The organism is Streptomyces sp. TRM49041, assembly GCF_008271805.1.
Taxonomy (GTDB): domain Bacteria; phylum Actinomycetota; class Actinomycetes; order Streptomycetales; family Streptomycetaceae; genus Streptomyces.
Genome location: NZ_VSRY01000156.1, coordinates 34467 through 48245, shown reverse-complemented (window position 1 = coordinate 48245; position 13779 = coordinate 34467). Strand labels below are relative to the sequence as shown.

Here is a 13779-nt window from a genome sequence, read left to right as displayed (position 1 = left end):
ACGATGGACGACAAGGGAACCGCGCGAGCCTTCCTCACCACCGAGCGCATGCTGCTCCGCCCCCTCACCGCCGCCGACGAGGACCGTCTCGTCGAGCTCGACGGCGACCCCGAGGTGATGCGGTACCTCGACGGAGGCCGGCCGACGCCGCGCGAGACCGTCCGGCGCGAGCACCTGCCCCGGCTGACGCGGCACTACCCGGGTATCGGGACGTACGGCTACTGGGCCGCCGAGGAAGCGGACACCGGCGCGTTCCTCGGGTGGTTCGAGTTCCGGCCGCTCCGCGACGACAGCGCGGCGGTGGTCGAGCTCGGATACCGGCTGCGCAGGGTCGCGTGGGGGCGCGGGTACGCCACCGAGGGCGCCCGCGCCCTGCTCCGGAAGGGCTTCACCGAGCTGGGTGTCGAGCGCGTGACCGCCAACACCATGACGGTCAACAGCGGCTCGCGGCGCGTGATGGAGAAGGCCGGGCTGATGTACGTACGCACCTACTTCGGCGACTGGCCGGACGCCATCGAGGGGTCGGAGCACGGGGAGGTCGAGTACGAGATCACCAGGGAGGGGTGGGAGCGGCACGAGCGGCGGGATCGGCGGGATCGGACGGGGCAGCGGGAGCGGACGGAGTCGCGCTCTTCGCGGCCCGCGTCAGCCGGCGGCGACGTACCGGCCGAGTTCCTCGGCGACGGCGTGCACGGCGTGGACGGCGGGTGACGGCGAGCGTCTGCGGAGCCGTAGCAGCGCGGTACCGGGACCGCCCCCGCTCGTGGCAGCGGCGGCGGACCGCGGCCGTGCCCGCGTCCAGGACGGCCTCGGCGTCCGGGAGCAGGCACCGGCCGGTGTCGGTGGGCACCGCACCGCGCGGCAGCCGGTCGAAGTGCCGTGTCCCCAGCTCCTCGGCACCCGGAACTCTTGTCGTTCCTGCGGCGGGAACCACCCGCCGGACGGCGGGGCGTTGACCGCCGACTGGGGGCGGCCGCCGGGCTCAGGCGGCCGGGACGTACGGCCCGCCCCAGTCCCACGCCTGGTGAAGGGCCGTCGCGAAGGCCGCCGCCAGCTTGTGCTCGCCGGACGGGGCCGGGTGGGTGCCGTCGTACGTGTCCGTGCCGAGGTCGTAGCCCACCGGGGGCGACGCCAGGAGCAGGGGCGAGGCGGGGGAGTCGAGGTCGGCGACCGCCTTCGCCAGCAGCTCGTTGAAACGGGCGCACTCCGCCGCGAACAGCGGCTCCTCCTCGGCCCGTACGTTCGGGACGACCGGCATCAGGACCGCCCGGACGTGCGGGTTCGCGGCGCGCGCGGCGGCGATGAAGGCGCGGACGTTCTCGGCGGTCTGGTCGCTGTTCGTGTAGAAGCCGAGGTCGATCAGGCCCAGTGAGACGAGGAGTACGTTCGCCTTGGTCCGGGTGACCGTCTCGCCGATCAGCGGCGCCATGTGCAGCCAGCCCTCGCCCCAGCCCGCCAGGTGCGCGCGGGCCCGAGCCGGGAAGTCCGGGTCGGCGTACGCCTGGGAGACCGGCTCGCCGGTGCTCTTGTCGTACAGCTCCGTGCGCGGGCCGACGATGGCGTACGGGCCGCCGAAGGTGGCGTTCAGGTGCTGCCACATCCGGTACCGCCAGGTGTACTCGCCCGCGCAGCCGATGGTCATGGAGTCGCCGACGAACATGAACCTGGGACGCATGGGCGCCATCATCGCCGGTCGGGGCCTCGGAACGCCACGTGACCATGGACACTGGGGGGCATGGTCTCCCTTCGTACGGTCTCCACGGCCCTGGGCGGTGGCGTCCTCGTCGCCGCGTTGCTCCTCGCCCCCGCCGGACCCGCCGCGTCGGACGACCACGACGGCGACGGCTTCACCATCGAGGACCCGCGCATCACCGAGTCCAGCGGCCTCGCCGCCAGCCGCGCCCACCCGGGCGTCTACTGGACGCACAACGACCAGGACGAGCCACGCGTCTTCGCGGTCGACGGGCGCACCGGGGAGACCGTCGCCACCGTCACCCTGCGCGGCGTCGGCAAGCCCCGCGATATGGAGGCCGTCTCCGTCGGCAGCGACGGGAACGTGTATGTCGGCGATATCGGCGACAACCTCGACGGGTCGTGGAGCCATGTGTGGATCTACCGCTTCCCCGAGCCGAAGCGACTGGGCGACCAGACCGTCGACGCCACGCAGTACACCGTGAAGTACGAGGACGGGGCCCGGGACGCCGAGGCGCTGATGGTGCACCCCAAGACCGGGCGCGTGTACATCGCCTCCAAGAACGAGGACGGCGGCGGGCTGTACGAGGGGCCCGAGAAGCTGTCCGCGAAGGGCACCAACGTCTTCCGGCGGATCGGCGAGGTGCCCTGGGTGACGGACGGGGCCTTCTCGCCGGACGGAACACGGCTGGTGCTGCGCAGCTACTTCAGCGCCCGCGGATACGAGTGGAAGAACGGCCGCCTCGGCGCCGACGACCGCGTACGGGCGCCCATCCTGGGTCAGTCGGAGTCGGTGACGTACACGGCGGACGGGTCGGCGCTGCTTTTCGGCACGGAGGGCGAGTCGAGCCGGGTCGTGCGCGTGCCGGTGGAGGGGACGGGCGCGGAGCCCGCCGGGACGGGCGGGCCGTCGCCGCGCCCGTCCGGCTCGTCGGGTGCGGCGGCCTCGCCCGGGGACGGGGGCGGTGGCGACGGTGGAGACGGCGAGGGCGCCGGGTCCGGGCTCGCCGTGGGGCTCGTGGCGCTGGGCGCCGCGCTGCTGCTGGGGTTCAGGCGACTGCGCGGCGGCCGTGGCGGCGCTGGTACGGGTGGTGGCGGCCGGTCGAGCTAGTGCTGTGACCGCATGGGTTCGCCGGGTTGCGTTCAGGCCGCGGTGGGAAGGGGCCGTCCGCCCCAGCGGTGGCCGAGGAGTGCCTGCGCGACCGCGAGGCGGACGAGTCCTGCATGCGGCGCCACCGGTTCGCTCAGACTTCTCCCCCGCCGGTGCTCGCGCTTCCACCCTCGATCGCCACCGCCTGCCCGCTCACCCGCACACGCGGGTCCGTGGTGGATGCCTCGACCCGGAGCAGGCTGGGACGGCCGAGATCCTCCCCCTGGCGGATGGTGAAGGCACCGGAGGGCGGGAGGGCGCCGAGGGCGCGCAGGTAGCCGCCGAAGGCGGCGGCCGCGGCGCCGGTGGCCGGATCCTCGACGACACCGCCGATCGGGAAGGGGTCGCGGGCGTGGAAGAGCTCCTGGGTCTCACGCCAGACCAACTGAAGCGTGGTCCAGCCGTGACGGTGCATCACCTCGGCCAGAGCGTCGAAGTCGTAGTCGAGGGCCGCGAGACGCTCGCGGGTGGCCACGGCCAGGACCAAGTGCTCGTTTCCGCCGAAGGCGACGTGCGGTGGGAGTGCCGGGTCAAGGTCCTCCACAGACCAGTGCAGGGCGGCGAGGGAGGTGTGCACCTCCGCATCGCTCGCGGGTCGGGAACGGGTGGGGACGCTGGTGAGCGTCGCCGTCACGGAACCTTGGGACGTTGCCGAGGTGTCCAGGGCGATCTCACCCACCTGCGTGTCGAAAACGAGCGGGCCGGGGCCGATCCGCTCGGCCAGGGCCACCGCGGTGGCGACGGTTGCGTGGCCGCAGAAGGCGACCTCCGCAAGCGGGCTGAAATAGCGCAGTCGGAACCGGCGCGCCGTCTGGTCCGCGGCGGTGACGAACGCGGTCTCCGAGTAGCCGACTTCGGCGGCGGTCGCGAGCATGGCGGCATCGTCCAGTGCGGCCGCGTCGAGCACGACGCCGGCCGGGTTGCCGCCGGCGGGGTCGGTGGTGAAGGCCGTGTAGCGCAGGGTTTCGGGGTGTGTCTTCAGGCTCATGTCCCTACCGTGTCACCGCACAGGCATCCGCACAAACGATGGATCTCAATCATTACCATCGCTTTTCACGATGGCTGGGCGCTATCGTCGACGGCATGGACATCCGACTGCTGCGCACCTTCGCCACCGTCGCCCAGACCGAGAACCTCACCGCGGCCGCGGAACGCCTGCACCTTGTCCAGTCCACCGTGACCGCCCATGTGCAGGCACTGGAGAAGGAGCTTGACCTGCGCCTGTTCGACCGGCTGCCACGGGGGGTGGTGCTCACCGGCGCCGGACGCGTGGTGCTCGCGCAGGCCGAGGCGGTGCTGGAGGCCGAATCCCGGCTGCGAGCGGTCGCCGCCTCGGCCGGTGGCACGGGCGGTCCGGTGACCGGACGCGTGGTGCTCGCGGCCGGCGAGACGCTGGTGTCGGCGCGGCTGCCGGGAGTCATCGCCGCGCTGCGGCGCAGCCATCCCGGGATCGAGGTGGACCTGCGCACGATGGGGACCGCGACCGCCGTCGCCGCGCTCCGCACCGGCGAGCTGGACCTGGCCCTGCTGCTGGAGGACGAGGTGGCTTTCCGCGACATCGAGTGCACCCCGCTGGCCCACGAGCCGCTGGTACTCGTCTGCTCTCCCGAACACCCCGTCGCCCGCAGGGCCACCGACTCGCCCACCGAATGGGCGGAGCTGGCCCGGGAGGACTACTTCCTGCACGAGCAGGGCTGCTCGTACAGCGACCACTTCATCGAGCGGCTGCTCGCCGCCGCCGAGGGCGAACCGCCCCGGATCACGCGCTTCGGCAGTCTGGAGGCCGCCAGGTCCTGCGTGGCCGCGGGCCTCGGCCTCAGCCTGCTGGCCCGCGCCAATGTTGCGGACGCGCTCGCTGCGGGCCGCCTGGCGCAGGTGGCCGGCCCGCAGCTCACCGATGTCACCGTCCAACTGGCCCGGCACCGCCGGCGCTGGCTCTCCCCCGCAGTGGCCGCGCTCACCACCGAGCTTCCGCACCACTTCCCGCACTGAGCGCAGTCGCGCAGACGGACAGCGGGCCCGGCCGCGAACCCGGTCGGCCGGTCACTCCCCTCGCGTTCCACCGCTGATCACTTCGGATCTGCTCGCCCTAGTCCAACGTCTAGTCCAGCTCGTAGTCGAACCGGATCCGGTGTGTGCCGTCCGGGTCGATGGCCATGCCGCCCCCGCCGGTGATCCCGGCGAGGTCGCCGGTGCCGCTGCCGGGGACGACGGTGAAGTACTCGCCGGGGTTCCCCGAGCCGGCCGTCGTGGAGGCGGCGTGCACGAAGTTGAAGGTGCCGGACCGGCCGCCGAGCGTGCCCTCGAAGGACTCCATGGCGACGTATGTGCCGGTGTCGGTGCCCATGTCGTAGGCGGAGGTGAAGAGGGTGGCGGAGCGGCCGGTGAGCTCGCCCTCGTAGCGCTTCTCCATCGTGGCGACGGTGACCGGGACGGCGGTCTCGACCGGCGGGTCCGGTTCGAGGGACGTGGGATCGAAGGTGACGACCTTGAACGTTCCTGAGGCTCTCATCGCGCCAGCGTACGTGTGAGGGTCGCCGGAGGGGGTGGGTCCGCGAAGGGGGCGCGGACCCACCCGGTCCTACCGCTTGTCCCTCCTACTGCTTGCATTCCTTCCAGGCCAGCCGGTAGATGGTCTTGATGTCGCCGTCCGTGGAGTCCATGGCGATGAAGCTGTTCGTCTTGGTCGGGTCGGAGGTACCCGCGCTGACCCGCAGCTCGGTGTTGATGTTGAAGTTGCGCTTCACACCGCAGGGCGCCCAGACCAGCTGTCCCCAGTCGGTCCGGTCGGTGGCCTGCCAGTTGTTGTCGTACGGCCCGTTGAAGGGGTGCTGGCGGGCGGCCGTGTCGGGGGAGCCCTGGAAGTAGTACGACGCCTTCTGGACGGCGCGGGCCCCGGGCTCCAGGTGTGCGTAGCCGCGGTAGTCGGCGCTGGCGACGGCGTACGTGAAGCCGTGCGGGACGTGCACGATCAGGTTGAGCTGGCAGTTCTTGCGGAAGTCGGTCGGCTTGGCGCCGAGACCCACCTGCGCGAGGTATTCGCTGTACGTGATGGTGAACGCCGTGTTGTCGGGGGAGACGGCGACGGCGGCCGTCCCCGCGGGGCAACCCGAGCCGTTGACCGTGGCGATCTCGATGACGATCTTGTCGGGCGGTGCCACGATGCCGGTGCCGGCGGCCGTGGACGCGCTGGGCGCGAGGAGCGTGGACCCTACGAGCGCGGCGGTGGCACCGCCGGTCAGCAGGCATCTGGACAGTCTTCTGGACGGCTTCACGGACATGGAACTCCGTTCGGTTGTCGGTCGAAGTGGGGGGTCCAACCGAGGGCATGGGCATGTCAAATATTCAAACGGTTGGGGCCGCTTTCACCCGCTCCGTCCGAACGCTACGGATGGTAGAGACCAGGGAGGGTGGTGGAAAGGGCGGTTATCGGCCGCGCTACGGCGAGGGGCCCGGCCGCGTCGAAACGCGACCGGGCCCCTCGTGGTCCGCTTGCTACAGCTTCTCGATCACGTAGTCGACGCAGGCCGTCAGCGCCTCGACGTCGGCCGGGTCGACGGCCGGGAACATCGCGACGCGCAGCTGGTTGCGGCCCAGCTTGCGGTACGGCTCGGTGTCGACGATGCCGTTGGCGCGCAGGGCCTTGGCGACGGCGGCGGCGTCGATCTCGTCCGAGAAGTCGATCGTGCCGATCACCTGCGAGCGCTTGGCCGGGTCGGTGACGAACGGCGTCGCGTACTTGGACTCCTCGGCCCAGCCGTACAGCGTGCGCGAGGAGGTGGCGGTGCGGCGCACGGCCCAGTCCAGGCCGCCCTGGCCGTTGATCCACTTCAGCTGCTCGTTGAGCAGGAAGAGGGTGGCGAGGGCCGGGGTGTTGTACGTCTGGTTCTTCAGCGAGTTGTCGATCGCGGTCGGCAGCGAGAAGAACTCGGGGACGTGACGGCCGGAGGCGTGCACGGCGCGGGCGCGCTCCAGGGCGGCCGGCGAGAACACGCCGATCCAGAGGCCGCCGTCCGCGGCGAAGGACTTCTGCGGCGCGAAGTAGTACACGTCGGTCTCGGTGATGTCGACCGGCAGGCCGCCCGCGCCGGAGGTGGCGTCGACCAGGACCAGCGCGCCCTCGTCGGCGCCTTCGACGCGCTTGATGGGCGCGGCGACACCGGTGGAGGTCTCGTTGTGCGTGAAGGCGTACACGTCGACGCCCGCCTCGGCCTGCGGCTCCGGGTGTGTACCGGGCTCCGAGGAGATGACGCTCGGCTCGGCCAGCCAGGGGGCGAGCTTGGCGGCCTTCGCGAACTTGGAGGAGAACTCGCCGAACGACAGGTGCTGCGACTTCGACTCGATCAGGCCGTGGGTCGCGATGTCCCAGAAGGCGGTGGAGCCGCCGTTGCCCAGGATCACCTCGTATCCCTCGGGGAGCGAGAACAGGTCGCGTACGCCCGCGCGGACCTCACCGACCAGGTTCTTGACCGGGGCCTGGCGGTGCGAGGTACCGAGGAGGGACGTGCCGGTGGCGGCCAGGGCGTCCAGCGCCTCCGTACGCACCTTGGAGGGGCCCGCGCCGAAACGGCCGTCGGCGGGCTTGATGTCAGCGGGAATCCGGATCTCAGCCACGTGGCGGAGCCTAGTCGCTCATGCCGTCGCCCGAGGGCCGTGTCCGTCCGGTGAGACGTCGAAATGAGACAGCCGCCCCGCTTGGCCGACCCGCCGCGGGGAGCGTGCCGCGCGGTATGCGCGGAGGTGCGGGCAGGGGTGCTGGACGGCTGGGCCGGGGCGGCCAGTGCTCAGGGGCGAGGCTCAGGGAGTGAGGTCGATGACGCGCACACCCTTCCACCGGTCGGGTTCGGTGGTGGCGACGAACGCCCCGCTGGGCCGGTCCGGGGTCGGCTGGGCCGCGTGGTGCGCGTGCGCGCCCGCCCAGGTGTCGTGCTGGGCGACGGCGAGGGCGGCGGGTAGATCGAGGCTCATCAGGACGACGCCCGGCAGCGACGCGATGTGCTCCGCTGTGCCGGGGCGCGTGCGGTCCGCCTCGACCAGGGCGCAGGTGGGCCCGTACACGAACCAGTCGGGATCGGTGTGCGCATGGTGGATCAGGACGGACGCCTTGAAGTTGCCCCGGCCGGCCGCCACCATCGCGGTGTCGTCGAGGATGACGTGCACGGTGTCGTTCAACGGATGACCGCCTCGGCCATCTGCCGCTTGAGTTCGGCGACGGTGCGCGCCTTCTCCTCTTCGGTCGGGTCGTATCCGCTCCACTCGTGCAGGATGCGGCGGGCTTCCTCCGCCTGTGCGGCGCGCTCCTCGGGAGTGAGCAGAGTGTCGGCGAGCCGCGAGAGATATGCGCGCAGGGAGAGCCCCTCGGCGGCTGCTACGGCCGCGAGGCGGTCGCGGGCCGCGGCCGGGATGCGGATGTTGGCGTCTGCCATCGGGTCGTCCCTTCCCACGTGTCTGGGTACGTACCCGTACCCAACGGTGGCGGTCATCAGGCTACTCCTTCTTATCGTGGACAGGGTCGCCGACGATTCTGGTACGGAGAGCGCTGATCCGGTCCCGTATCTTGGGCGAGCAGCCCGAATGGATGAATATGCCCAATGAATACGCCTGACAGGAAGTCGTGGGGGACCCCTGTGAACGACGCCCGCGCCGCGGACGCCTCGGCGGTCGCCCTGCCCGAGGCGGCCGCCGCCCACCCGCGGGGTGTGACGCGCCGTGGTCCGGCCTCCGCCGGGCCGGTGGCGCTGGTGGTGGCCGGGGCGCTGTCGGTGCAGTTCGGGGCGGCGGTGGCGGTGCTGCTGATCCCGCGCGCGGGTGCGCTCGGCGTGGTCACCCTCCGCCTTGCCCTGGCGGCCGTGGTACTCCTGCTGGTCTGCCGCCCGAGGCTGCGTGGCTACGGCAGGTCCGACTGGGGCACGGTCGTCGCCTTCGGCACCGCGATGGCGGCCATGAACATCTGCATCTACCAGGCCATCGACCGCATCCCGCTGGGCGCGGCCGTGACCCTGGAGGTGCTGGGCCCCCTGGTCCTCTCGGTGGTGGCCTCCCGCCGCCTGGTGAGCCTGGTGTGGGCGGGCCTGGCCCTGGGCGGCGTCGTCCTGCTGAGCGGCGGCGGTTTCGACCGCCTGGACCCGGTCGGCGCGGGCTTCGCGCTCGCGGCGGGCGCGATGTGGGCGGCGTACATCGTCTTCAGCGCCCGCACGGGACGCCGCTTCCCGCAGGCGGACGGCCTCGCCCTGGCCATGGCGTTCGGCGCCGTGGTGAGTCTTCCCCTGGGCATAGTCGAGGCGGGCGCGAAACTGACCGTCCCGTCGACCCTGGCCCTGGGCCTGGCCGTGGCCCTTCTCTCCTCCGTCCTCCCGTACACCCTGGAACTCATCGCCCTGCGCCGCCTCCCGGCCCCCACCTTCGCGGTCCTGATGAGCCTGGAACCGGCCATCGCCGCCCTGGCCGGCTTCCTGGTCCTCCACCAGGCCCTCTCCGTGACGGACGCGCTCGCCATCGCCCTGGTCATCGGCGCCAGCATGGGCGCGGTCCGGTCCCAGGCGGCCCGCGCCGCGTCGCGCGCACCCTCCGACTAGGACCTGGCCGGTCTCGATCATGTGCGGAGCCGGAGGACGGCCGGACGCACAAAATAAGCAAGCGTGCTTGATTGTTTCCTTGGGCGATGCCATGCTCCCGGGGCACACCGCCGTGCCCCGGAGGGAGCGCCCCGTGTCCGACCCCGTGTCCGACCCCGTGTCCGACCGCGCCGCCGACCGCGCCGACCCCGCCGTACTCGCCGTCCTCGACGATCTGCGGGACGAGAGCGACGAGCTCGACCGGCTCGTCGCCGGGCTGAGCCCCGGGCAGTGGGCCGTGCCCACGCCCGCGCCCCGCTGGACCGTCGCCCACCAGGTCGCGCATCTGGCGTGGACCGACGAGGTCGCGGTGCTCGCCGCCACCGACCCGGACGCCTTCGCCGCGCATGTGGCCGAGGCGGTCGCCTCACCCGGTACGTTCGTCGACGAGGGGGCCGAGGCGGGGGCCGCCGGGCCGCCGGGGGTGCTGCTCGCACGGTGGCGGGGCGGGCGGGAGCGGCTCCAAGGGGTGCTGCGCGGCGCGCCGCCCGGGAGCCGTCTCCCCTGGTACGGGCCACCCATGAGCGTCGCTTCCATGGCGACCGCCCGGCTCATGGAGACCTGGGCGCACGGGCAGGACATCGCCGACGCGCTCGGTGTCGTACGCGCGCCCACCGCCCGGCTGCGTCACGTCGCCCGCATCGGTGTCCGCGCCCGCGACTACGCCTATGTCGTGCGGGGCAGCCGGCCGCCCTCCGTGCCCTTCCGCGTCGAGCTCGTCGCGCCCGACGGCACCACCCCCTGGGTCTACGGGCCGGAGGACGCCCCCGAGCGCGTCACCGGGCCCGCCCTCGACTTCTGCCTCCTCGTCACCCGGCGCGCCCACCGCGCCGACCTCGCCCTCCACGCCACCGGCCCGGACGCCGACCGGTGGCTCGACATCGCCCAGGCCTTCGCCGGGCCGCCGGGGACCGGGCGCCTGCCCAAGGGGGCCACGTCCAAGGGGGCCACGTCCAAGGGGGCCACGTCCAAGGGGGCCGTGCCCAATGGGGCCGTGCCCAATGGGGCCGTGCCCAAAGGGGCAGTGCCCAAGGAGGGCGCATGACCGGCGACGTTCTCCGTGTCGGCAACGCCTCCGGGTTCTACGGCGACCGCTTCGACGCCGTACGCGAGATGCTCACCGGCGGCGAACTCGATGTCCTCACCGGGGACTACCTCGCCGAGCTCACTCTCCTCATCCTCGGCCGCCGGCGCCTCGAAGACCCCTCCCTCGGATACGCCCACACCTTCCTCCGGCAGATGGAGGAGGGCCTCGGCCTCGCCCACGAACGCGGTGTCCGCATCGTCACCAACGCCGGCGGCCTCAATCCCGCCGCCCTCGCCGACGCCCTCCGCGGCCTCGCCGGCCGGCTCGGTGTCCCCGTTCGCGTCGCCCACGTCGAGGGCGACCGGACAGCCCTGCCTCCCGGCGCCCTCACCTGCAACGCCTACCTCGGCGGCGCCGGTATCGCCGCCTGCCTCGACGCGGGCGCCGATGTCGTCGTCACCGGGCGGGTCACCGACGCGGCGCTGGTCAGCGGCCCGGCCGCCGCCCACTTCGGCTGGGCCCCGGACGCGTACGACCGACTCGCCGGTGCCGTCGTCGCCGGGCACGTCCTGGAGTGCGGCACCCAGGCCACCGGGGGCAACCATCCGTTCTTCCAGCGGTACGACGTACGCCGGCCCGGCTTCCCGCTCGCCGAGATCCACGCCGACGGGTCGTCCGTCATCACCAAACACCCCGGCACCGGCGGCGCGGTCGACACCGGCACCGTCACCGCCCAGCTGCTCTACGAGACCTCCGGCGCCCGCTACCCCGGGCCCGACGCGACCGCCCGCCTCGACTCCGTACGCCTCGCCCAGGACGGCCCGGACCGCGTACGGATCACGGGCGTACGAGGGGAGGCGCCCCCGCCCGCCCTCAAGGCGGGTCTCACCCGGCTCGGCGGCTGGCGCAACGAGGTCGTCTTCGTCCTCACCGGCCTCGACATCGAGGCCAAGGCCCGGCTCGTGCGAGCACAGATCGACGACGCCCTGGACCCCCGCCCCGCCCACGTCCGCTGGGAGCTGGCCCGCACCGACCACCCCGACGCCGACACCGAGGAGACGGCCAGCGCCCTGCTCCGCCTCGTCGTCCGCGACCCCGACCCCGACGCGGTGGGCCGGGCCGTCACCGGTGCCGCCGTCGAGCTGGCCCTCGGCAGCTACCCCGGCTTCCACGTCACCGCCCCACCCGGCAAGGGCGCCCCCTACGGGGTCTTCGAGGCCCTGTACGTCGACCCGGCCGACGTCACCCACACCGCCGTCCTCCACGACGGGCGCCGCCTCGTCATCCCGCACCCGGCGACCACCCGCGCCCTCCGACCCGTCCCCGACCCGCAGCTCCCGCCGCCCCTGCCGCCCGGCCCCGCCCGCCGCGCGCCGCTCGGCCTCGTCGCCGGGGCGCGCAGCGGCGACAAGGGCGGGGACGCCAACGTCGGGGTGTGGGCCGAGACGGACGACGCCTGGCGGTGGCTGGCCCATACGCTCACCGTCCAGCGGTTCCGCGACCTGCTGCCGGAGGCGGAGAGCCTGGACGTCGTACGGCACATCCTCCCCGACCTCCGCGCCCTCAACTTCACCGTCACCGGCCTCCTCGGCGAAGGCGTCGCCGCGCAGGCCCGGTTCGACCCGCAGGCCAAGGCGCTCGGCGAATGGCTGCGCTCCCGCCACCTCGACATCCCGGAGGTCCTCCTGTGACCGTCCTCGCCTCCGCCCTGGACACGGCCGGGCCGGACTACAAGGCCCACCGTTCCGCCATGCTCGCCAGACTCGACGAGCTGAACGCCGAACACGCCGTGGCCCTCGCAGGCGGCGGCCCCAAGTACACCGCCCGCCACCACGCCCGCGGCAAGCTCCTGGCCCGCGAACGCGTCGAGCTGCTCCTGGACCCCGACACCCCGTTCCTCGAACTGTCCCCGCTCGCCGCCTGGGGCAGCGACTACACCACCGGCGCCTCCCTCGTCACCGGCATCGGCACCGTCGAGGGCGTCGAGTGCCTGATCACCGCCAACGACCCGACCGTACGCGGCGGCGCGTCCAACCTCTGGACCCTCAGGAAGGCCCTGCGCGCCAACGAGATCGCGTACGCCAACCGCCTGCCCGTCGTCTCCCTCGTCGAGTCCGGCGGTGCCGATCTGCCGTCCCAGAAGGAGATCTTCATCCCGGGCGGCGCCCTCTTCCGCGACCTCACCCGGCTCTCGGCCGCCGGAATCCCCACCGTCGCCGTCGTGTTCGGCAACTCCACCGCAGGAGGCGCGTACATCCCCGGCATGTCGGACCACACCGTCGTCATCAAGGAACGGTCGAAGGTGTTCCTCGGCGGGCCGCCCCTGGTCAAGATGGCCACCGGCGAGGAGAGCGACGACGAGTCACTCGGCGGCGCCGACATGCACGCCCGCATCTCCGGCCTCGCCGACCACTACGCCCTCGACGAGCCCGACGCGCTGCGCCAGGCCCGCCGCATCGTCGCCCGCCTCAACCACCGCAAGGCGCACGCCGATCCGGGCCCGTACGAACCCCCGAAGTACGACGAGGACGAGCTCCTCGGCATCGTCCCCGGCGACCTGAGAACCCCCTTCGACCCGCGCGAGGTCATCGCCCGGATCGTCGACGCCTCCGACTTCGACGCGTTCAAGCCCCTCTACGGGACCAGCCTCACCACCGGCTGGGCCACTCTCCACGGCTATCCGCTCGGCATCCTCGCCAACGCCCAGGGCGTGCTGTTCAGCGAGGAGTCCCAGAAGGCCGCCCAGTTCATCCAGCTCGCCAACCAGCGTGACATCCCCCTTCTCTTCCTCCACAACACCACCGGCTACATGGTCGGCAAGGAGTACGAGCAGGGCGGCATCATCAAGCACGGCGCCATGATGATCAACGCCGTCTCCAACAGCCGCGTCCCGCATCTCTCCGTCCTCATGGGCGCCTCGTACGGCGCCGGCCACTACGGCATGTGCGGCCGCGCGTACGACCCGCGCTTCCTCTTCGCCTGGCCCGGCGCCAAGTCGGCCGTCATGGGCCCGCAACAGCTCGCCGGCGTGCTCTCCATCGTCGCCCGCGCGTCGGCGGAGGCGAAGGGGCAGCCGTACGACGAGGAGGGCGACGCCGCCCTGCGCGCGCTCGTCGAGCAGCAGATCGAGTCCGAGTCCCTGCCGATGTTCCTGTCCGGGCGGCTGTACGACGACGGGGTCATCGACCCGCGCGACACCCGTACCGTCCTCGGGCTGTGCCTGTCGGCGATCCACACCGCACCGGTCGAAGGCGCGCGCGGCGGCTTCGGCGTGTTCAGGATGTGAGGCCCCGATG

At 72.6% G+C, this 13779-nt stretch carries 13 protein-coding genes and 1 pseudogene; 7 read left to right on the top strand and 7 right to left on the bottom strand.

From position 1 onward, the window contains the following. Positions 1–3: 3 nt before the first annotated feature. Positions 4–573 (top strand): annotated as a pseudogene (locus tag FVS66_RS25225) (GNAT family N-acetyltransferase); the annotation flags it as partial. A 409-nt stretch (positions 574–982) separates the two neighbouring features. Here the strand turns inward: FVS66_RS25225 and FVS66_RS25220 are convergent. Then, on the bottom strand, positions 983–1675 hold the full coding sequence (locus FVS66_RS25220; protein WP_399226259.1) for a GDSL-type esterase/lipase family protein: 693 nt from the start codon (positions 1673–1675) through the stop codon (positions 983–985). A 60-nt stretch (positions 1676–1735) separates the two neighbouring features. On the opposite strand from FVS66_RS25220, the gene FVS66_RS25215 reads away from it, so the two are divergent. Beyond that, positions 1736–2803, top strand: a complete 1068-nt coding sequence (locus FVS66_RS25215) for a WD40 repeat domain-containing protein (RefSeq protein WP_149183503.1) — start codon at positions 1736–1738, stop codon at positions 2801–2803. Between the two features lie 133 nt (positions 2804–2936). Here the strand turns inward: FVS66_RS25215 and FVS66_RS25210 are convergent, their stop codons facing one another. Further along, positions 2937–3830, bottom strand: coding sequence for a PhzF family phenazine biosynthesis isomerase (locus FVS66_RS25210; protein ID WP_149183502.1), 894 nt, complete (start codon positions 3828–3830; stop codon positions 2937–2939). A 95-nt stretch (positions 3831–3925) separates the two neighbouring features. Here FVS66_RS25210 and FVS66_RS25205 point away from each other — a divergent pair, with 95 nt between their 5' ends. Beyond that, complete coding sequence (locus FVS66_RS25205) at positions 3926–4834, top strand: LysR family transcriptional regulator (protein ID WP_149183501.1); 909 nt, start codon at positions 3926–3928, stop codon at positions 4832–4834. A gap of 109 nt (positions 4835–4943) precedes the next feature. On the opposite strand, the gene FVS66_RS25200 is transcribed toward FVS66_RS25205, so the two are convergent. From FVS66_RS25200 to FVS66_RS25180, 5 genes are all read right to left on the bottom strand, one after another. After that, a complete protein-coding gene (locus FVS66_RS25200; RefSeq protein ID WP_149183500.1) occupies positions 4944–5354 on the bottom strand; it encodes a DUF3224 domain-containing protein in 411 nt (136 codons plus the stop codon). Positions 5355–5439: 85 nt separating this feature from the next. Then, complete coding sequence (locus FVS66_RS25195; protein ID WP_149183499.1) at positions 5440–6123, bottom strand: DUF4360 domain-containing protein; 684 nt, start codon at positions 6121–6123, stop codon at positions 5440–5442. A gap of 214 nt (positions 6124–6337) precedes the next feature. Beyond that, the gene (gene serC / locus FVS66_RS25190) at positions 6338–7456 is read right to left on the bottom strand and encodes a phosphoserine transaminase (RefSeq protein ID WP_149183498.1); all 1119 of its coding nucleotides are present in this window, start codon (positions 7454–7456) and stop codon (positions 6338–6340) included. Between the two features lie 183 nt (positions 7457–7639). Continuing rightward, the gene (locus FVS66_RS25185; RefSeq protein WP_399226275.1) at positions 7640–7975 is read right to left on the bottom strand and encodes a hypothetical protein; all 336 of its coding nucleotides are present in this window, start codon (positions 7973–7975) and stop codon (positions 7640–7642) included. 35 nt (positions 7976–8010) lie between these two features. Beyond that, complete coding sequence (locus tag FVS66_RS25180; protein ID WP_262387187.1) at positions 8011–8325, bottom strand: hypothetical protein; 315 nt, start codon at positions 8323–8325, stop codon at positions 8011–8013. Between the two features lie 108 nt (positions 8326–8433). Between FVS66_RS25180 and FVS66_RS25175 the strand changes: the two genes are divergently transcribed. The 4 genes from FVS66_RS25175 (at position 8434) to FVS66_RS25160 (ending at position 13769) form a co-directional block, all read left to right on the top strand. Further along, positions 8434–9417: an EamA family transporter gene (locus tag FVS66_RS25175; RefSeq protein WP_149183497.1), complete on the top strand. Its 984-nt coding sequence runs from the start codon at positions 8434–8436 to the stop codon at positions 9415–9417. A 157-nt stretch (positions 9418–9574) separates the two neighbouring features. Continuing rightward, positions 9575–10501 (top strand): TIGR03084 family metal-binding protein, encoded by a 927-nt coding sequence (locus tag FVS66_RS25170; protein ID WP_262387195.1) that lies wholly within the window; start codon positions 9575–9577, stop codon positions 10499–10501. Continuing rightward, positions 10498–12174 carry an acyclic terpene utilization AtuA family protein gene (locus FVS66_RS25165; RefSeq protein WP_149183496.1) on the top strand — a complete coding sequence of 559 codons (1677 nt, stop codon included), beginning with the start codon at positions 10498–10500 and terminating at the stop codon, positions 12172–12174. The genes FVS66_RS25170 and FVS66_RS25165 overlap by 4 nt, the downstream gene beginning before the upstream one ends. Then, positions 12171–13769, top strand: a complete 1599-nt coding sequence (locus FVS66_RS25160; RefSeq protein ID WP_149183495.1) for a carboxyl transferase domain-containing protein — start codon at positions 12171–12173, stop codon at positions 13767–13769. The genes FVS66_RS25165 and FVS66_RS25160 overlap by 4 nt, the downstream gene beginning before the upstream one ends. Positions 13770–13779: the final 10 nt, after the last annotated feature.

What these genes read in the sequence shown, in the direction of transcription:
- FVS66_RS25175 (WP_149183497.1), top strand. Translation starts at nt 8,434, where the DNA reads ATGAATACGCCTGACAGGAAGTCGTGGGGGACCCCTGTGAACGACGCC.
- FVS66_RS25205 (WP_149183501.1), top strand. Translation starts at nt 3,926, where the DNA reads ATGGACATCCGACTGCTGCGCACCTTCGCCACCGTCGCCCAGACCGAG.
- FVS66_RS25165 (WP_149183496.1), top strand. Translation starts at nt 10,498, where the DNA reads ATGACCGGCGACGTTCTCCGTGTCGGCAACGCCTCCGGGTTCTACGGC.
- FVS66_RS25195 (WP_149183499.1), bottom strand. Translation starts at nt 6,123, where the DNA reads ATGTCCGTGAAGCCGTCCAGAAGACTGTCCAGATGCCTGCTGACCGGC.
- FVS66_RS25180 (WP_262387187.1), bottom strand. Translation starts at nt 8,325, where the DNA reads ATGACCGCCACCGTTGGGTACGGGTACGTACCCAGACACGTGGGAAGG.
- FVS66_RS25185 (WP_399226275.1), bottom strand. Translation starts at nt 7,975, where the DNA reads ATGGTGGCGGCCGGCCGGGGCAACTTCAAGGCGTCCGTCCTGATCCAC.
- FVS66_RS25220 (WP_399226259.1), bottom strand. Translation starts at nt 1,675, where the DNA reads ATGCGTCCCAGGTTCATGTTCGTCGGCGACTCCATGACCATCGGCTGC.
- FVS66_RS25215 (WP_149183503.1), top strand. Translation starts at nt 1,736, where the DNA reads ATGGTCTCCCTTCGTACGGTCTCCACGGCCCTGGGCGGTGGCGTCCTC.
- FVS66_RS25210 (WP_149183502.1), bottom strand. Translation starts at nt 3,830, where the DNA reads ATGAGCCTGAAGACACACCCCGAAACCCTGCGCTACACGGCCTTCACC.
- FVS66_RS25200 (WP_149183500.1), bottom strand. Translation starts at nt 5,354, where the DNA reads ATGAGAGCCTCAGGAACGTTCAAGGTCGTCACCTTCGATCCCACGTCC.